13 protein-coding genes and 2 tRNA genes are annotated in these 18,760 nt (G+C 62.8%); all 15 read left to right on the forward strand.

Annotated elements, in window-relative coordinates:
• Positions 1-412 precede the first annotated feature (412 nt).
• The 15 genes from dnaN (at position 413) to AC3CD9_RS15770 (ending at position 18,262) form a co-directional block, all read left to right on the forward strand.
• Positions 413-1,552: a DNA polymerase III subunit beta gene (dnaN, locus tag AC3CD9_RS15700; RefSeq protein ID WP_172173149.1), complete on the forward strand. Its 1,140-nt coding sequence runs from the start codon at positions 413-415 to the stop codon at positions 1,550-1,552.
• Positions 1,553-2,689 carry a DNA replication/repair protein RecF gene (gene recF / locus AC3CD9_RS15705; RefSeq protein ID WP_488364875.1) on the forward strand — a complete coding sequence of 379 codons (1,137 nt, stop codon included), beginning with the start codon at positions 1,553-1,555 and terminating at the stop codon, positions 2,687-2,689.
• The gene (locus AC3CD9_RS15710; protein ID WP_488364876.1) at positions 2,686-3,198 is read left to right on the forward strand and encodes a DciA family protein; all 513 of its coding nucleotides are present in this window, start codon (positions 2,686-2,688) and stop codon (positions 3,196-3,198) included. Before recF ends, AC3CD9_RS15710 begins: the two co-directional genes overlap by 4 nt.
• A 219-nt stretch (positions 3,199-3,417) precedes the next feature.
• On the forward strand, positions 3,418-5,415 hold the full coding sequence (gene gyrB, locus AC3CD9_RS15715; RefSeq protein WP_488364877.1) for a DNA topoisomerase (ATP-hydrolyzing) subunit B: 1,998 nt from the start codon (positions 3,418-3,420) through the stop codon (positions 5,413-5,415).
• A 140-nt stretch (positions 5,416-5,555) separates the two neighbouring features.
• Positions 5,556-8,123, forward strand: a complete 2,568-nt coding sequence (gene gyrA, locus AC3CD9_RS15720) for a DNA gyrase subunit A (protein ID WP_488364878.1) — start codon at positions 5,556-5,558, stop codon at positions 8,121-8,123.
• A complete protein-coding gene (locus tag AC3CD9_RS15725) occupies positions 8,120-8,980 on the forward strand; it encodes a DUF3566 domain-containing protein (RefSeq protein ID WP_488364880.1) in 861 nt (286 codons plus the stop codon). Before gyrA ends, AC3CD9_RS15725 begins: the two co-directional genes overlap by 4 nt.
• Before the next feature lie 149 nt (positions 8,981-9,129).
• Positions 9,130-9,203, forward strand: a tRNA-Ile gene (locus AC3CD9_RS15730).
• 171 nt (positions 9,204-9,374) lie between these two features.
• Positions 9,375-9,447, forward strand: a tRNA-Ala gene (locus AC3CD9_RS15735).
• Between the two features lie 324 nt (positions 9,448-9,771).
• Positions 9,772-10,677, forward strand: coding sequence for a pPIWI-associating nuclease domain-containing protein (locus AC3CD9_RS15740; protein ID WP_488364881.1), 906 nt, complete (start codon positions 9,772-9,774; stop codon positions 10,675-10,677).
• A 317-nt stretch (positions 10,678-10,994) separates the two neighbouring features.
• The gene (locus AC3CD9_RS15745) at positions 10,995-11,642 is read left to right on the forward strand and encodes a DNA methyltransferase family protein (protein WP_488364882.1); all 648 of its coding nucleotides are present in this window, start codon (positions 10,995-10,997) and stop codon (positions 11,640-11,642) included.
• Complete coding sequence (locus tag AC3CD9_RS15750) at positions 11,560-14,946, forward strand: DEAD/DEAH box helicase (protein WP_488364883.1); 3,387 nt, start codon at positions 11,560-11,562, stop codon at positions 14,944-14,946. The genes AC3CD9_RS15745 and AC3CD9_RS15750 overlap by 83 nt, the downstream gene beginning before the upstream one ends.
• Positions 14,947-14,948: 2 nt before the next feature.
• A complete protein-coding gene (locus AC3CD9_RS15755) occupies positions 14,949-15,983 on the forward strand; it encodes an Eco57I restriction-modification methylase domain-containing protein (protein ID WP_488364884.1) in 1,035 nt (344 codons plus the stop codon).
• Positions 15,984-16,012: 29 nt separating this feature from the next.
• Positions 16,013-16,270: a helix-turn-helix transcriptional regulator gene (locus AC3CD9_RS15760; RefSeq protein ID WP_488367566.1), complete on the forward strand. Its 258-nt coding sequence runs from the start codon at positions 16,013-16,015 to the stop codon at positions 16,268-16,270.
• Positions 16,254-17,453, forward strand: a complete 1,200-nt coding sequence (locus AC3CD9_RS15765) for a DUF6161 domain-containing protein (protein ID WP_488364886.1) — start codon at positions 16,254-16,256, stop codon at positions 17,451-17,453. Before AC3CD9_RS15760 ends, AC3CD9_RS15765 begins: the two co-directional genes overlap by 17 nt.
• Positions 17,450-18,262: a GIY-YIG nuclease family protein gene (locus tag AC3CD9_RS15770; RefSeq protein WP_488364887.1), complete on the forward strand. Its 813-nt coding sequence runs from the start codon at positions 17,450-17,452 to the stop codon at positions 18,260-18,262. The genes AC3CD9_RS15765 and AC3CD9_RS15770 overlap by 4 nt, the downstream gene beginning before the upstream one ends.
• The last annotated feature ends 498 nt before the right edge of the window (positions 18,263-18,760 follow it).

Raw genomic sequence — 18,760 nt, forward strand, 5'->3', positions numbered from 1 at the left:
GTGCACATGGCATCCACAAGCTGATACTGGCTCAGAACCCTTGATTACTCTGGGGTAAGCGGCACTTGTCCACAGTCTCCACAGGTGCTGATACTTCTACCAAGTGAATTCAACTCTTAAGAGGGCGACCGCCACCGACTGCTGCGGTGGATGAGCTTCGAGCTCACAAGCTCGAAGTCGAGAGAGTCATGGACCTGCAGAATATTCGAACACAGGATCTCGGCTGATTCTCGAATGCGAGATTCACTCACTGAGCACCCCTGGCATCCCTTTTCGGCCGGCACTCCTGAGGTGGGCACAAATCGGATAGGCTGTGTAAAGTTTTCCGAGCAGTATCGAGCCTGTGACTCGCAACCCGGAATCTCGTGCCAGATGCCCAGTGCAGGTCGGGTGGCCACCCCGAAGGAGTAAAGTGAACGCGGAAGCATCCCCCTTGAAGTTCAAAGTCAATCGCGACGTTCTCGCTGACGCTGTTGCCTGGGCGACCAAGACTCTGCCCAACCGTCCTTCCGCTCCGGTCCTCACCGGCATCCTCATCACCGCCGAAGCCGGCGGTACAGTGCGTCTGGCCGTCTTCGACTACGAAGTCTCATCCCGCGTCGAGATCGTCGCCGATGTCGCCTCCGCAGGAACGGTCCTCGTCTCCGGACGGCTGCTCGCCGACATCTCCAAGGCTCTGCCGAACCAAGAGGTCACCCTCGAACAGATCGATGCGAAGGTCGACGTGACCTGCGGATCCTCGCGCTTCTCACTCATGACGATGCCCGTGGCCGAATACCCCGCGCTGCCGCAGATCCCCGACGACTCCGGCACCGTTTCGGCCGGTGAGTTCCAGAACGCCGTCTCACAGGTCACGATCGCTACCTCGAAGGACGACACCCTGCCGATCCTCACCAGCGTGCGTGTCGAGATCGAGGGCGAGAAGGTCACTATGCTCGCCACCGACCGCTACCGTCTGGCCGTTCGCGAATTCACCTGGAATCCGGGGCGCCCCGACGTCTCGGCCGTGGCCCTGCTGCGCGGACGCACGCTCTCCGATGTCTCGAAATCACTCGGCGGCGATGTCACCATCGGTCTGAGCACCGATGCCGGCAAGGACCTCATCTCCTTCACCTCGGCGGGTCGAGTCACCACGTCGCTGCTCATCGAGGGCGAGTACCCGAAGGTCCGGTCGCTGTTCCCGGATTCGGTTCCGATCCACGCCATCGTCGAGACCGCCGTGCTGCGCGAAGCCGTTCGCCGCGTCTCACTCGTGGCAGAACGCAACACCCCGCTGCGCTTCGAGGTCACCGACGGCATGCTCACCCTCCACGCCGGCACCGGTGACGATGCCCAGGCCTCCGAAGCCGTCGAAGCCACCCTCCAAGGCGATGAGATCACCGTCGGCTTCAACCCGCACTACATCGCCGAAGGTCTCGCCGCTGTCGAGAGCCCGTACGTGAACTTCTCCTTCACGCAGCCGATGAAGCCGGTCATCATCTCCGGGCAGAAGGAACTCGACGGTCCTGCCGACGAGTCCTATCGCTATCTGCTCATGCCCACGCGCATCTGAATGTGGATATCCCGACTCTCCCTGCGTGACTATCGGTCGTATCCGGAGCTCGACCTCGAGTTCTCACCGGGAGTCACCACATTCGTGGCCGACAACGGGACCGGGAAGACCAATATCGTCGAGGCGATCGGGTACCTCGCTCATCAGCGCTCCCATCGGGTGGCCTTCGACGCTCCGCTCGTCCACGAGGGGCGACCTGCTGCGACGGTGTCCGCACTGGTCAACCGGGATCAGCGGCATGCCACCGTCGAGGTCACCATTCAGGCCAAAGGTGCCAACCGGGCCCGGGTCAACCGCAATGCGGTGAAGCTCAAGGACATCCTCGGCCTCGTCTCCTGTGTCGTCTTCGCCCCCGAGGACCTCAGTCTGGTGCGCGGTGAACCGGCCGAACGACGGTCGTGGATCGACACGCTCGTCGTGGCACGCAATCCGCGCTTCGCCTCGATCATCACGGACTTCGAACGGGCACTCAAACAGCGCAATGCTCTGCTCAAACGGCTCCGCGAGGACCGCGATCCCGGCCTCGAGGCGACACTCGACATCTGGAATATGGCCTATGCGGACTCCGCCGCCGAACTCGTCTTCGGGCGACAGCGGATCCTCGCCGATATCGTCGAACCGCTGCAGGCGAACTTCGCCTATATCGCAGCCGATGCCCGGTTGGAACGGCAAGGCGCTCACATCGCCTACGATTCGCGCATCGACTACTCGCAGGCCGCATCCGCTGCCGACTGCAAGGAGCTGCTGCTGGCGGCCCTCGATCGTCGCCGGACGACGGAGATCGAGCGCGGACTGACCCTGCACGGACCCGGTCGCGATGATCTGTCACTGATGATCGGAACACATCCGGCGAAGGGCTATGCCTCTCATGGAGAGACCTGGTCGCTGGCGTTGGCCATGCAGCTGGCAGGGTGGGACCTGCTCTCCGCCGATGCCGGAAGCGCCGCCGAACAGCCGATCCTCGTCCTCGATGACGTCTTCGCCGAACTCGACACCGGTCGGCGTCAGCGTCTGGCGTCCAGAGTGACTTCGGCCGAACAGGTCTTCATCACCGCGGCCGTCGACTCCGATCTGCCCGATGGTCTCGAAGGAATCCGGATCGATCAGTCCCGACTCCTGCAGAGCGGCACATCGTGAGCGGCATCGACCGGGACTACTCCACTCCCGTCGCCGCACTCGAAGCACTCGACCGAGTCAGGCGGATGGAGGTCACCGAAGCGAAGTTCGTCCGCAGCCGTCGCCGTTCCCGCCTGCGCGGCGAAGCCGTCTACTCCGGATCGGGTCGAGACGGTCGAGACCCGAAGACCGTGTCATCCGTGCTCGGGTCGCTCATCACGGACCGCGGCTGGTCGTCCTCGCTCGACATCGGCAAGGTGCTCGGCCGGTGGCCCGACCTCGTCGGACCCCAGGTGGCCCAGCACGCGACTCCCGTCGACTTCTCTCCTCCCCTGCTCGTCATCGCCGCGGACTCGACGACCTGGGCGACCCAGCTGCGGGTGCTCAAACCGACGATCCTGCGCAGACTCGAGGAAGGGCTGGGCTCGGCGACGATCACCGAGATCGAGATCAAGGGGCCACAGGGGCGCAGCTTCAAACGCGGTCGACGATCGGTGTCCGGCCGCGGACCTCGGGACACGTTCGGGTGAAACCGGGAGCCGCCTCGGCGAAATTCCGGGAAGATTCCCTGTATTTCTGAAAAGAACACAGAGGGCCTTAAACGGCCATAGCCGCTCCCTCACCTGTCCGGGGGTACATCTGCGGCACGAAAATTCGGGAAATACGCCTTCACAGGCCGCTTACGGGCATTTCAGCGTGTGGCGCGGTAGAATGGGGAGCTGATAGCGACCATCCGAACAAGGAGTCATATGACGACCGAGGATCAGCCTCATTATGATGCCGGCGACATCACTGTGCTCGAGGGTCTCGAGGCAGTCCGGAAACGGCCCGGCATGTACATCGGTTCGACCTCGGAACGTGGTCTCCACCACCTCGTTCAGGAGATCGTCGACAACTCAGTCGATGAGGCGATGGCCGGCTACTGCGATCATATCGAGGTCACCATCCTCGCCGACGGAGGCGTACGTGTCGCCGATGACGGCCGTGGAATGCCGGTGGCGATGCACCCGACTGAAGGCAAGCCTACCGTCGAGGTGATCCTCACGATCCTCCACGCCGGCGGTAAGTTCGGCGGCGGCGGATACGCCGTGGCCGGCGGTCTCCACGGTGTGGGTTCGACCGTCGTCAACGCACTGTCCGAACGACTCGAGGTCGAGGTCAGGCGCGATGGCTATGTGTGGACGATGGACTTCGTCCGCGGTGTGCCCACCGGTGAGCTGCAGCGCGGCGAAGCCACCGATGAGACGGGCACCACCGTGACCTTCTGGCCGGACGGTTCGATCTTCGAGACCACGGACTTCTCCTACGAGTACCTCCGTGCGCGCTTCCAGCAGATGGCCTTCCTCAACAAGGGTCTGAAGATCAGCCTCACCGATGAGCGCCACAACGAAGTCGATGACGACGATGTCCAGATCGACGAGGACGAGGCGACCGAGTGGAAGCCGCGCACCGTCACCTACGAATACGCGAACGGTCTGCTCGACTATGTCGAGTACCTCAACTCGACGAAGAAGGCCGATCTCGTCCACCCCGATGTCATCGTCTTCGAAGCCGAAGAGGGCGAACAGACCCTTGCACTCGAGATCGCGATGCAGTGGACGACGTCGTACAACGAGTCGGTCCACACCTACGCCAACGTCATCAACACCCATGAGGGCGGCACCCATGAAGAGGGCTTCCGGACGGCTCTGACCTCGCTGGTCAATGCGTATGCGAAAGACCAGAAGCTGTTGCGCGACAAGGACCCGAACCTCACCGGCGACGACATCCGCGAGGGTCTCACGGCCGTCATCTCCGTCAAGCTCGGCGATCCCCAGTTCGAGGGGCAGACGAAGACGAAGCTCGGCAACTCCGAGGTCAAGGGCTTCGTCCAGCGCGTGGTCCGCGACGAACTCGGACACTGGTTCGAGTCGAACCCGGCTCAGGCCAAGGACGTCGTGCGCAAGGCGCTGCAGGCCTCCCAGGCCCGCTTGGCCGCCCGCAAGGCGCGTGAGGCCACTCGCCGCAAGGGACTGCTCGAGTCCTCGGGTATGCCCGGCAAGCTCAAGGACTGCCAGTCGAAGGACCCGACGATCTCCGAAGTCTTCATCGTCGAGGGTGACTCGGCCGGCGGCTCGGCGACTCAGGGCCGCAATCCGAACACTCAGGCGATCCTGCCGCTGCGCGGAAAGATCCTCAACGTCGAAAAGGCTCGACTCGACCGCGCATTGGGCAACAACGAAGTCCAGGCGATGATCACGGCCTTCGGCACCGGCATCGGTGAGGAGTTCGATCTCGAGAAGCTGCGCTATCACAAGATCGTCCTCATGGCCGACGCCGATGTCGACGGTCAGCACATCACGACACTGCTGCTGACGCTGATCTTCCGGTACATGAAGCCGCTCATCGAACACGGCTACGTCTACCTCGCCACTCCGCCGCTCTATCGCATCAAGTGGTCGAACGCCCCGCACCAGTTCGCCTACACCGACAAGGAACGCGACGGACTGCTCGAGACCGGGCGGGCCGCCGGCAAGCGACTGCCCAAGGATCTCGCGATCCAGCGTTACAAGGGTCTGGGCGAGATGAACTATGAGGAGCTGTGGGAGACGACGATGGATCCCGATCACCGGCTGCTCAAGCAGGTGTCGCTCGACGATGCGATCGTCGCCGACGAGATCTTCACCGTCCTCATGGGCGATGACGTGGATTCGCGTCGCCGCTTCATCCAGGAGAACGCGAAGGACGTTCGCTTCCTCGATATCTGATCATCCGTCCTCACCGGGCAGCCGCCTCGGTGGGGGTGGGAGATCGGATGAATCGCACCCATTCTTTGCACGCACCAATCGCCGCCGCACACGGCTGAGATCCAGCCGGACACGGTTCGAACACAAGGGAAGAGCCCACATTGGCCGACGAGAACGATATCGGAACAGAAAACAACCGGATCGAACAGGTTGATCTCAACCTCGAGATGCAGAGGTCGTACCTCGATTACGCGATGAGCGTGATCGTCGGCCGTGCCCTGCCCGACGTCCGCGACGGACTCAAGCCCGTCCATCGTCGTGTGCTCTACGCGATGTTCGACGGCGGGTACCGCCCCGACCGCAACTTCTCCAAGTGCTCGCGCGTCGTCGGCGACGTGATGGGCCAGTACCACCCGCACGGTGACACGGCGATCTACGACGCCATGGTCCGCCTCGTGCAGCCGTGGACGATGCGCTACCCGCTCGTGGCCGGTCAGGGCAACTTCGGCTCCCCGGGCGACGACGGAGCGGCCGCACCGCGTTATACCGAGTGCAAGATGGCGCCGCTGGCCATGGAGATGGTCCGGGACATCGAAGAAGGCACCGTCGACTTCCAGGACAACTACGACGGTCGCAACCAGGAACCCATGGTTCTGCCCTCCAGGTTCCCGAACCTGCTGGTCAACGGCTCGGCCGGCATCGCCGTGGGTATGGCCACGAACATTCCTCCGCACAACCTGCGTGAGGTCGCCCAGGGCGCACAGTGGCTGCTGTCCCACCCGGAGGCGAGCAAGGAAGAGGCTCTCGAAGCCCTCCTCGGCATCGTCAAGGGACCCGACTTCCCGATGGGCGCGACGGTCCTCGGCCGCAAGGGCATCGAGGACACCTATCGCACCGGTCGCGGATCGATCACCCAGCGCGCCGTCGTCGAGGTCGAAGAGATCCAGGGCCGCACCTGCCTCGTCGTCACCCAGCTGCCGTACATGGTCAATCCGGACACCCTGGCCGCGAAGATCGCCTCGTATGTCAAGGACGGCAAGGTCGCCGGCATCGCCGATCTGCGCGACGAGTCCTCGGGCCGCACCGGTCAGCGCCTGGTCATCGTGCTCAAGCGCGATGCCGTGGCCAAGGTCGTGCTCAACAACCTGTACAAGCACACGTCGCTGCAGGAGAACTTCTCCGCGAACATGCTGGCCCTCGTCGACAGCGTGCCGCGTACGCTGAGCATCGACTCGTTCCTGCGTCTGTGGGTCAAGCACCAGATCGAAGTGATCGTCCGTCGCACGCAGTTCCGTCTGCGCAAGGCCGAGGAACGCGCTCATATCCTGCGCGGCTATCTCAAGGCCCTCGACGCCCTCGACGAGGTCATCGCTCTGATCCGCCGCTCCCCGTCCTCGGACGAGGCGCGGACCGGACTGATGGAGCTGCTCGAGGTCGACGAACTGCAGGCCAACGCGATCCTCGACCTGCAGCTGCGCCGACTGGCAGCCCTGGAGCGTCTGAAGATCCAGGAAGAGGCCGAGAAGATCGAGCAGCAGATCGCCGAGTACAACCACATCCTTGCCACTCCGTCTCGTCAGCGCGAGATCGTGTCCGAGGAACTCGACGAGATCGTCGAGCGCTACGGTGACGACCGCCGGACGAAGATCCTCGCCGGATTCGACGGAGACGTGTCCATGGAGGACCTCATCCCCGAGGAGGAGGTCGTCGTCACGATCACCCGCGGCGGTTACGCGAAGCGGACCCAGACGCACCTCTACCGGGCCCAGCACCGCGGCGGCAAGGGCATCAAGGGCGCAGCACTGCGCGGCGACGACGTCGTCGAACAGTTCTTCGTCACCTCCACCCACAACTGGCTGCTGTTCTTCACGAACACTGGTCGCGTGTACCGGGCGAAGGCCTATGAGCTGCCCGAGGGCTCACGGGACGCCAAGGGCCAGCACGTGGCGAACCTGCTCGCCCTCCAGCCGGGTGAGACGATCGCACAGGTGCTGTCGATCCGGGACTACGAGGTAGCCGACTTCCTCATCCTCGCCACCCGTTCCGGTGTGGTGAAGAAGACCCGCCTGAGCGAGTACGACTCGAACCGCACCGGCGGTGTCATCGCCATCAACCTGCGCGAATACAAGGGTCAGCCCGATGAGCTGGTCTCCGCCCGCATCGTCGGTGCCGAGGATCACCTGCTGCTGATCTCGCGCAAGGGCATGTCGATCCGCTTCGCCGCCGATGACGAGTCGATCCGTCCCCTGGGCCGAGTCACCGGTGGCGTCACCGGTATGAAGTTCAAGGACGACGACGAGCTGCTGACGATGGACGTCGTTCGGCCGGACACCTACGTCTTCGTCGTCACGGAAGCCGGGTTCGCCAAGCGCACCCCGGTCGACGAGTACCGTCTGCAGGGGCGCGGCGGTCTCGGAATCCGGGTTGCGAAGATCACCGAACAGCGCGGAGACTTGGTAGGCGGACTCATCGTCGAAGACGGTGAGGAGGTCCTCGTGGTCATGGAGCGCGGTAAGATCGTTCGGTCGAGCATCGATGAAGTTCCGGCGAAGGGACGCAACACCATGGGTGTGGTGTTCGCGAAACCGGACAAGAAAGATCGTATTATCGCAGTGACCCGTGGGCCCGAAGCCGAGGTCGAAGACGAGATCGAAAGCGAAGACGATGCCGAAGTCCCGGAAGGTGAGGTCGCAGAGCCTCAGACCGGCAACGAGGATGTGGAAGAGTGAGCGATAGCAAACAGCCAGGCTCAGGCAAGATCATACGCACGTCGAGCGGCTCGACCCGTCTGACGGCCGGATCGTCGAAGTCGGACGACAAGTCGGCTGCAGCAAGCGGTTCAGGTTCGAATGCCGGGTCGGGAACCGGCGCGAAACAGGGATCCGGCTCCGGTCGCGGCTCTTCGGGACCGAACAGCCAGAACGCCACCGTCGTCGCACCTCCCGCTCCGAAGGCCTCGCCGAAGCCCAACCGGGCGCCCTCGGCCGGCTCGACGCCATCGGCACACACCGGATCTCAGGGATCGGGTGCTCAGACCGGGCCCCAGGGATCCGGCGCACCGACTTCCGGTTCACAGGGAACAGGTTCCCAGGGATCGGGCGGCGGCAACCGCAGCGCCACCTCGGTGATGGGAAATGCCGCGAACACCGTCCGCGCGAGCTCCGGCAGCGTGAAGATGGGTGTGAAGAACATGGTCGACAGCGGGAAGGGCAAGAAGAAAAAGGGCCCCCGCACCGTCCGCCTGACCGTCTCCGCGGTCGACCCGTGGTCGGTCATGAAGATGTCGTTCCTCATGTCCGTGGCGATCGGCATCGCCACGATCGTCGCCTTCATCGTCCTGTGGGTCGTGCTGCAGGCGACCGGTGTGATGAGCGGCCTCGAATCGACGATGAGCGAGCTCGCCGGTGCAGAGTCGGCCGAGCGGATCGTCGGCATCTTCGGCTTCGGCCGAGTCGTCGCGGCCGGCTTCATCATCGCGGTCATCAACATCGTGCTGATGACGGCGTTGTCGACCTTGGCGGCCTTCATCTACAACATCGGCTCCCTCATCGCCGGCGGATTCAGTCTCACCCTCACCGACGACTAATTGCTACCTGACGGCGGCCCAGCAACCTCGCGCAAGGTTGCTGGGCCGCCGTCAGGTAGTTCTGGGAGGGTGTGAGAGGGGTCACTGGGCGTCGATTTGTGTTTAGCTGCGGTCGATGGGTATTGTTTTACTTCGGGTTCACCCGATGAGGGCCTATAGCTCAGGCGGTTAGAGCGCTTCGCTGATAACGAAGAGGTCCCTGGTTCAAGTCCAGGTAGGCCCACGTCCTGTCACAACAGGATTTCCTTTCGAGGAGGATCATGAGAAGATGGATTCTCAGCGGTCTCACGTTAGTGGGACTGGGAGTGTTCTTCGGGTGGCGGCACCAGAACCAGAGTGCCCAAGCCGAATGGTCCGAACACACCGACTCGGTGTGAGGGTGTGAACCCGTTTCGGGGGTATGGCGCAATTGGTAGCGCATCTGCTTTGCAAGCAGAGGGTTAGGGGTTCGAGTCCCCTTACCTCCACAGATTGAAGAGGTCCTGCATCGCGCAGGGCCTCTTCTTGTATTCGAGGGTATGCTTGCTTCGTCTTCGGCGAAAGACCATGTGAGAGGCCGTTTCTCGCAAGAGAGGCGGCCTCTGATTGTCTTTCGGTGTGGTGCTCAGGTTCCAAACTGATCGTAGTAGATTGATGGTATGCCGTAGTTAATCGTGTTGGTTCGCGTGCGCCTCGTGTGTCTCCGCGACCAGCGGTTTCACGCGGGGTTCGACCCGGCAGTATGACTGGGTGCGCCCCGTGCGCCCCGGGGAGCGGCTAGCCGTGTCAGTGCCCCTCGACATACTGTCAACATGGTCCGGAAGATGACGCCCGCGCAGTTCAAGGCCGCGGTGAACAAGATGCAGCGCCAGCAGAAGCAGGCGGTCGACAAGTACAACCGCGAGGCCCGTCGGCACAACGCGGTCGTCAAGAAGGCGGTGGGCGACTACAACCGCGAAGTGCGCGCGTACAATGCCAGGGCTCGCGCGCACAACTCGCACGTCAGGAACCAGCGCCGTCGTCTCGACCAGGAGATCCGCCGACTCAACTCGCGGCCGGCGGCGCGGACCTTCATCACCTACCGGTCGTCGGTCGAAACTCTCGCGCACACCTACACCGAGACAGAGGAGAGCCTGGCCGGGCGGACAGTCAGCCCTGCCGGAAGGGACCTCCTCGACCGCGGCAGCGAGGAGGCCGCCAACAGCGCCTACTTGCTCAACGCCATGGACGGCGACGGCGCGACCGAAGAGGACCCGACGGAGGACGAGCTCCGTGGCCCGAGCATGCAGGAGGAGCTCGCCCCGTTCGGACAGGATCTCGTCGACCGATGGACGGGGGCACTGTTCGCTCTCAGCCCCAGCAACCCCGACGCCGCACGCCACTTCTGTACCAGTGCCCGTGAGGTGCTGATCGCGATGATCGACGGCGCAGCGCCGGACTCCCGCGTGGCCGAAGACGACCCGGACTGCGCTAGGACCGACAAGGGTTTGCCGACGCGGCGAGCCAAGATCGGCTTCCTCTTGCGGCGCAAGGGCATTGACGAGAGCCCCATCGAGGACCTCGTCGAGGAAGACATGAACAACCTCCTGGGGCTCTTCCGCGAGTTCAACGACGGCACCCACGGGCACGCCGGTCGGTTCACGATCACCCAGTTGAGCGCGCTGCGCATTCGGGTCGAGTCGGCCATCGGCTTCATCCACACGCTCTGCGCGGTCTGAGCCACAACTACGAGATCAGGCGTGGACACCTCTGCGCTTGACGTGCGAGGAGAGCCCGTTCTCCTCGGACACGAGCCGAGAGTGCGCGATTCTGAAGCAGTGATCGATGTAAAGTCTCTGATACATGGTGTGAGATTGGGGAGGACCAGATGAGCATGGCCGAGTCGTCGGTCGCAGTCGCGACAGCTCTGTCGACCCGCACTGCCATGCCCGGCCTGAGCGGTGACTCCAACTCCGTCGCGATGACCGACGATGATGCACCCCAGCCGTGTCGCCAAGCCCCAGTTCGGCTGACCTCCTACCGACGGACGATCACCATGAGCAACTCTGATGCAGAACCTCTCTCGGTGAAGTCAAGGCACCGTGTCAAGACCTACGGAGAGGTGTTCACGCCGCGCTCGATGGTCGACCAGATGCTCAATCTCGTCAGTGACGATCTCGAGCGGGGTGAGGGCTTCGTCGACAGGACATTCCTGGAACCGGCGGCCGGGGACGGCAATTTTCTTGTCGCGATCCTGCAACGCAAGCTCGCCGCCATCGAGGAACGATTCGACTCGTCAGTCTGGTTGCGTGAGTCCCTGTTCGCTCTCGCTTCCATCTACGCGATCGAACTGCTCGAGGACAACCACCGCGACGCGCAGGTCGCTCTCGTCAACGAGTTCGTGACGTTCCACGAGTCCCACGGCACGCGTTGCAGTCCTCGCACTGACCTCTACCGTGCTGCTGTCTTCATCGTTAAGACGAACATCGTCCGCGGCGACACGCTCACTGGTCGGACCCCGAATGGCCTGGAGATCGAGTTCTCGTGGTGGATCCGGCAGATCGGTGATCCATCGATGGTCAAGCGGGAGCCCTTCACGTTCAATTCGTTGCGGGAGACCGATGCCTTCGACTTCGCGGTCTACGACCGCTTCGAGCCGTGCCCGGTCCACCACGTCCATAAGAAAGCGAGCGCCGATGCCTAGCCCGAAGATCAGCACATTCCGGGAGATCACGCCGCAGATCTACTCGTGGAGTACCACCGACCTCCCCAAATACGACGGCTGGGAGAAGATCGGCTACACGGAACAGGCCGGCGGCGCACAGGCGCGCATCGCCCAGCAGGCTTCGCAGCTGTCGATCAACAAGACGGTCGAGTGGGTCTTCAAAGCTACGTACATGACGCCCGATGGTGGGCGATTCACCGATCACGACTTCCACGCCTACCTCAAGCAACAGGGCATCCAGCGCGACGGCGTCCCGGCGACCAAAGACCGACCCAAACGGACCGAGTGGCACCGCTTCGATGATGTTCCAAAGAGTTCGCGCGAGTACTTCCTCGACTTCGCTTCAGGCAATTTCGAGATCGACAGTTCCGGTGTTGTGGAGCAGGACTACGAGCTCCGCCCGGAGCAGAAGGCAGCCGTCGGCCAGGCGCTAGAAGCGTTCGGTGATGGCAAGGCCGAGGTGCTATGGAACGCAAAGCCGCGTTTCGGAAAGACCCTTACTACCTACGACCTCATGAGCAAGCTCGACGCGCGCCGGGTGCTCATTGTGACCAACCGTCCGGCGATCGCGAACTCGTGGCTCGACGACTTCCTGCGCTTCGTCGGCCACCAGACGACTTACCGATTCGTTTCCGAGTCCCCGTCGTTGAACGGCCGTCCGACGATGACCCGGCAGCAGTGGTCATCGTACGTGTCACACACGAGCGACGAGGATCCGCGCATCGTCGAGTTCCTCTCGTTGCAGGACCTCAAGGGATCGGTGTACTTCGGAGGCGGCTACGAGAAGCTCGGCCACATCGCGAAGTACGACTGGGATCTGCTTGTCATTGACGAGGCTCACGAGGGTGTCGACACGACGAAGACCGATGTCGCCTTCGACCAGATCACTCGAAAGTGGACACTGCATCTGTCGGGCACGCCATTCAAGGCCCTCGCCTCGGGCAGATTCGACCAGGACCAAATCTTCAACTGGACGTACGAGGACGAGCAGACTGCGCGCACCGAGTGGAATGACCCGAGTCAGGAGAACCCCTACGACGCACTCCCCACGCTCAACCTGCTGACCTACCAGGTCTCCCGGATGATCAGCGACCGTCTCGCCGAGGGGGTGGCGATCGCCGAGGATGAGGCGAACATCGACTACGCCTTCGATCTCGGCGAGTTTTTCCGCACGAAGGACAACGGGTTCTTCGAGCACGAGGCAGACGTGCAGGCGTTCCTCGATCGGCTGTCCGTGAACGAGAAGTACCCTTTCTCGACCCCGGAGCTACGCGACGAGATCCGGCACTCGTTTTGGCTGCTGGACCGTGTTGCCTCGGCGAAGTCGCTGCAGCGCATGTTGAACAAGCACCCGGTGTTCAAGGACTACACGGTCGTCCTGGCTGCCGGCGACGGGCGTGGCGCGGACGATGACAGCGACCTCGTCGCCTCAAAGGCGTCCCTGGCGAAGGTCCGCGACGCCATTGCCGAGGCCGAGAAGGTTGGCGGCAAGACAATCACGCTCTCGGTCGGTCAGCTCACCACTGGTGTGACGGTCCCGGAGTGGACGGCAGTTGTCATGCTCTCGAACGTGACCTCGCCGGCGATGTACATGCAGGCGGCCTTCCGTGCGCAGAACCCGTGTACCTTCGAGCGCGGCGACAAGGTCTTTCAGAAGAAGAACGCCTATATCTTCGATTTCGCGCCTGAGCGTACGCTTACCATTTTCGACGAGTTCGCGAACAATCTCCACCCGAACCCCTCGGGCGACCCAGTCCAGCGGCAGCAGAACATCCGGACCTTACTGAACTTCTTCCCCGTGATCGGCGAGGATGCAGAGGGACGGATGGTCGAGCTCGACGCCTCGCAGGTTCTCACCTTCCCGAAGGTGTTCAAGGCACGCGAGGTCGTGCGCCGCGGGTTCCTGTCAAACCTGCTGTTCGCCAACGTCGCCGGGATCTTCCGCCACTCCGAACACGTCAAGAAGATCCTCGACAAGCTCCCGACAGCTGAGCAGGGCAAGCTCAAGAAGAAGGAGCTGGATCTTCCCGAGCCCATGCCGAGCGTGGACCGCGATGGCAATGCCGAGGTCGACCTCGAGACCGTCATCAACCCGAAAGTCGCCGAGCTGGGCGCTCCTGTGTGGAGCGTCGAGGACATCCCGACTACCGACCCGCAGGCCCCTGCGGCAGAGGTAGCAAAGAAGCTTGCGAAGCTCGCGACCGAGAAGACGCGCGATACCCGGGACAAACTGCAGGCCGAGTACGGCCTGACGAAGAAGCAAGTCGAGCGCGACGAGCGGGCCACCGAAGCAGAGGTCGTGCGCAGGTACGAGCGAGTGCGTGTTGAGCACGAGATCGCCTCGAAGCATCTCTCTGACGAGATGGCTGAGGCCGCCACCGAGGACGACGCTGCGGCGATCGCCGCGAAGAAGGCCGAGCAGGAGAAGGCCTTCCACGAGAGCGTCGCCAAGATTCTTACGGAGACGACCGAATCGATCACCGAAACGGTCGTCGTGCGGGAGGAGAAGAAGAAGGAACAGAAGCGCGCTGACCAGACTATGGATGACGCACGTTCTCACTTGCGCGGGTTCGCTCGAACTATCCCGATGTTCCTCATGGCCTACGGTGACCGGGACACTCGCTTGTCGAACTTCGACGAATACACCCCCGACGACGTGTTCGAAGAGATCACTGGTATCAGCGAGGCGGAGTTCTGCCTTCTACGCGACGGCCAGGAGGTTGAGGAGGAGGACGGTACTATCGCCAGGATCCCTGGGCTCTTCGACGAGTCGGTTTTCGACCAGTCGGTCCAGGAGTTCCTCGACAAGAAGGAAGCCCTCGCTGACTACTTCGACGATGCGCAAACGGAGAACATCTTTGCGTACATCCCGCAGCAGAAGACTTCGCTCGTCTTCACGCCGCAGCCGGTCGTCAAGCAGATGGTCGACATCCTCGAGACCGAGAACCCCGGAATCTTCGAGGATCCAGAGAAGACTTTCGCCGACTTGTTCTCGACCGCCGGGCTGTTCCTGATGGAGCTCGTGCGCCGCCTGGACACCGGCCTCGCCGACCAGATCCCCGATCAGGAGGAGCGGCTCGAGCACATCCTCACCTCGCAATTGTTCGAGATGAGCCATAACGAGATCCTCCACAAGATTACCCTTGAGGCGGTCTCCGGCGGGGTGGCTGAGCGGAAGCGGTTGCTCGAGGAATCCGGCCATTACACGGTCGGCAGCCTCGCGAAGATGACGAGCGCACAGCGGGCTCAGATGCTCGACGACATGCTGACGGAAGGCGACTGACCATGGGTAAGAAGTTCGATGTCGTGATCGGTAATCCTCCCTACCAAGAGGAGGCGCAAGGGGACGGGACTCGCGACACGCCCGTCTACCACCAATTCATGGACGCGGCATACGAGGTGGCAAGAAAGGCTGTGCTCATCACGCCGGCTCGCTTCCTCTTCAACGCCGGGTTTACCCCGAAGGCGTGGAACGAAAAAATGCTCGCTGACCGGCACCTGAGCGTCCCGCACTACGTGCCCAACAGCAACGACCTGTTCCCGGGTACTGATATCAAGGGTGGGATCGCAGTCACCTACTGGGACGAAGAGCGTAACGATGAGCCGATCGACACGTTCACCAGTTTCCCGGAGCTCAACGGGATCCTCCACAAAGTCAATGCCGCTCACGATGCATCGATCGCTCCCACGATCACAAGCTCGCGCTCGTTCCGCTACACCGAAGTGCTGTATGAGCAGCACCCCGATGCTAGGGTGCTCCGCCCGGATGGCAACGCGGCGCTCGTCAACACGAACACGTTCGAGCAATTTTCATTCCTCTATGACGCGGATCGGCCTCAGGATGGGTTGGAGTACGTACGGGTACTGGGTCTGGTTAAGAACCGTCGACTCTCGCGCTGGATTCGTAAGGACTACATCGCTGGCCCTGCGAGCTTTAGCACATTCAAGGTGGTTGTCGCAGCGGCGAACGGTTCCGGCACTTTCGGTGAGGTCCTCTCCAGCCCACTTGTCGTTGAGCCGGAGGTTGCCGTCACCCAGACTTTCATTACGATCGGGGCGTTCGATGACGAAGCCCACGCTCAGGCATGCCTAAAGTACGTGAAGACGAAGTTCGCTCGCGCCATGCTCGGCATCCTGAAGATCACGCAGCATAATCCGGCGAAAGTGTGGAAGCACGTTCCGCTCCAGGACTTTTCGCAAGCATCCGACATTGACTGGAGCAGATCGATCGCGGAGATTGATCAGCAGCTCTATGAGAAGTACGGGCTCGGCGATGACGAGATCGAGTTCATCGAGTCACGCGTCAAGCCGATGAGCTGACTGTCTTCTTGCCGTTAGGAGTGGAGATGATGGTGCCAGTATCGGTGAACTCGGGTTTCGGCGGAATCATCCGTGACGCCAGGAAACGGCGCGGATGGTCTCAGGCTGAGCTCGCTGAGAGTTCGGGCTTGTCCCGGCCCACGGTTGCTCGCATCGAAGCGGGTAACGACGTCACGACGGCGACAATAGCGAAGGTTGCGCGGGTACTCGGCCTGAAGCTCGAGTTGAAGCGTTCTGGCGCACAACGAGCGGAGAGTGAGGATTCAGTCGATGGCGACGGGCTATGAGCGGTACAGCAAGCACGCGGTCTGGGAGACCCTCCAGCTCAAGCGCGAATCGCTGAACGCGGCTAGGTTCGACGATGCCGCCTCGGAACAGGCCCGTGTCGATATCGTCGAATGGCTCGACGAAGCGCTGAAGACGAAGGCCGCCCGCCAGCCTGCGCTGTATCTGGGCGCATTGGATGAGTTGAGCAACGCTCTGAATCAGCTGCCGGTTGACACTGCGCAGTTCAAGCAGTTCGTCGCCAACCGTCGCCACGGCGGTCAGCCTTATCAGCTGCTCGAGCAGGCCCTGAGGGCATTGCCGCTGCCTCCTCCGAAGGACCTGAAGGCCGCGTATGTCGACCTGCTTGACCAGGAGGTCCAGGCCCGCACCGAGCGCCTCGGCCAGCTTGAAGCGCGCGTCAGGGAGACCGAGAAGTCCCTCCAGGACCGGCAAGGTGAGCTCGACGCCGTCTCGACCGAGGTCGACCGGCTCCGAGGCGAGATCAAGACTCAGCAGGAAGCCATCAAGCAGCTGAGCGAGTCGGCCGACGCTGACATGCGTGCGGCATGGGAGGAGAAGCTCGAGGCCTGGCATCAGGAACGCAGAAGCACCGACGAAGAGCACGACGCCAAGGCGGTGGAGAGCATCGGTACTCTCGCCGCTGTCACGAAAGCAGGCGAGGCCCTCGCCGAGCACGCCGCAGGCGACCTCAGCGCTGCAGATTGGTACGGGAGGGCGAAACGCGAGCGACGTGCCGCCCAGTGGATTCGGGCGGGCGCTCTGGCCGCGTTCGTCTTCGCCGGGGCCGTCGGGTACTTCATCGTCAGTGAGGCCATCGCCAACAACTTCGACATCTCGGTCGGCGGCGGCATCCTGCGAGCCTCGGTCGCCGTCGTGATCGGTGCTTTCGGCGCGCTCTTGCTCCGTGAGTCCGGCCGCCACTTCCGTGAGGCGGACACGGCGGAGGACGTCGCTCTGTCTCTCAAGGCGCTGGCCCCGTTCTACGCGAACTCTGACGACGATGTCAGGCTCAGCGCACGGGTGCAGGTCGGCGATGCGGTACTCGTCAAGAACGTTCTGTCCCGGTTCGCGCACCGTGATGCAGCCAAGCACGCCGGTGACGTGGACTCCGCCCAACTGCCGGACATCGTGAAAGATGCCACGAAGGCGCTCGGCAAGTCCGAGGAGACCAGGGCCCCATGACCCTGACCCTTGGCGCGATCCTCCGCAGCGCGGGCATCGACCAGGCCGATGCCCAGGCGATCCGCCACGCCTTCGTGCGCGAGCACGAGGACAGCGGTCTTCCGGGCATCCACGCCGACTCGACCGACGACGAGATCCTCGAGTACACGAGACGGCAGTCGGCCAAGCCGAGGATATTCCCGGCGGACCCGCCCAGGCTCTGGGTGGTGTTCGTCCGCGAGGGCGGCGACCGGGCCCGCCTCTGGTCCGTGGTCGAGAACCGCGGCGAAGTCTCCAACGACGGCGAACTGCGCACTTTCGACCTCGTCGTCGCCGAGCACTTGGCAGACCTGCGGAGCCGGCTCGTCATCGGCTGGCGATCGCCTCGCACCTGGCGTCTCAACGGCCCGACGGCTGCCGGCTACCCAGTCATGGAGATCGCCGACGCGCAACCGGTGCCGTTCCCCGGCTTCGATCGGCTCGTCCTCGACTACGACCGGCTGCAGTCCGTGATGCGCGAGCACCGCTATGCCGCGTGGTGCACAGCGCTCTCGTCAGTCGTAGGCATCTACCTCATTACGGACACCCGTGACGGTCGTCAGTACGTGGGTAAGGCTGACGGCGCGGAAAGCATACGCCAGCGCTGGAGCGCTTACGCGACCAATGGCCACGGCGGCAACGTCGAGCTGCGCGGCCTCAATCCCGTGAGCTTCCGTTTCTCGGTCCTGCGCGTGTTCGATCCGGCGACGCCGACGCGAGAGATTGACGAAGCCGAGAGCCACTTCAAGAACGCTCTCGACACCCGCAGACACGGATTGAACCGCAACTGATCTCACCTGGCATTCACTGGCAATGATCTCGCGTATTCCGATCTGCGGGGTTCTTGTTCGTCCAGGCCAGCTTCAACCCGATTGACCGCGTCGCGGTCTCATCCGCGCCCTGGCTATCGGACGCGGAAATGAGTTCAGCGAAGGTGCTCGAACGGATCGATGATCGACTGAACACTATGCTCCGTGCAGACCCAGGCGATCCGTACTCCGAGGTCGTCGACCGCAGTTGGGTCGGGAACGCAGTCGCGGCCGCAGACCGATCAGGTTCTGTACGATTCGTCTCTGGGAAGGCGGACCGGAAAGCCGTCAACGTGGCCGATCTCGTCATAGTCCACGTGATCAGCGTAGGCCAATCAGCGCATCGTCAGCTTCCTACCCAGTCAGAATTCTCGCACGGAGGGCTTAACTGCCCGGGCGGCCGACTGTTTTCCTAACTCTGAACGCGACGCTGCGCGAAGCCTTATTCCCCGATAACCATATTTGCTCTGATCGGCATCA

Source organism: Brevibacterium sp. MGP-B1 (assembly GCF_057766545.1).

Excerpts from the sequence above, each read along its gene's own strand:
- AC3CD9_RS15765 (WP_488364886.1), top strand. The coding sequence starts at position 16,254 with ATGGCGACGGGCTATGAGCGGTACAGCAAGCACGCGGTCTGGGAGACC.
- AC3CD9_RS15745 (WP_488364882.1), top strand. The coding sequence starts at position 10,995 with ATGAGCAACTCTGATGCAGAACCTCTCTCGGTGAAGTCAAGGCACCGT.
- AC3CD9_RS15760 (WP_488367566.1), top strand. The coding sequence starts at position 16,013 with ATGGTGCCAGTATCGGTGAACTCGGGTTTCGGCGGAATCATCCGTGAC.
- recF (WP_488364875.1), top strand. The coding sequence starts at position 1,553 with ATGTGGATATCCCGACTCTCCCTGCGTGACTATCGGTCGTATCCGGAG.
- gyrB (WP_488364877.1), top strand. The coding sequence starts at position 3,418 with ATGACGACCGAGGATCAGCCTCATTATGATGCCGGCGACATCACTGTG.
- AC3CD9_RS15770 (WP_488364887.1), top strand. The coding sequence starts at position 17,450 with ATGACCCTGACCCTTGGCGCGATCCTCCGCAGCGCGGGCATCGACCAG.
- AC3CD9_RS15750 (WP_488364883.1), top strand. The coding sequence starts at position 11,560 with ATGCCTTCGACTTCGCGGTCTACGACCGCTTCGAGCCGTGCCCGGTCC.
- AC3CD9_RS15740 (WP_488364881.1), top strand. The coding sequence starts at position 9,772 with ATGGTCCGGAAGATGACGCCCGCGCAGTTCAAGGCCGCGGTGAACAAG.
- AC3CD9_RS15755 (WP_488364884.1), top strand. The coding sequence starts at position 14,949 with ATGGGTAAGAAGTTCGATGTCGTGATCGGTAATCCTCCCTACCAAGAG.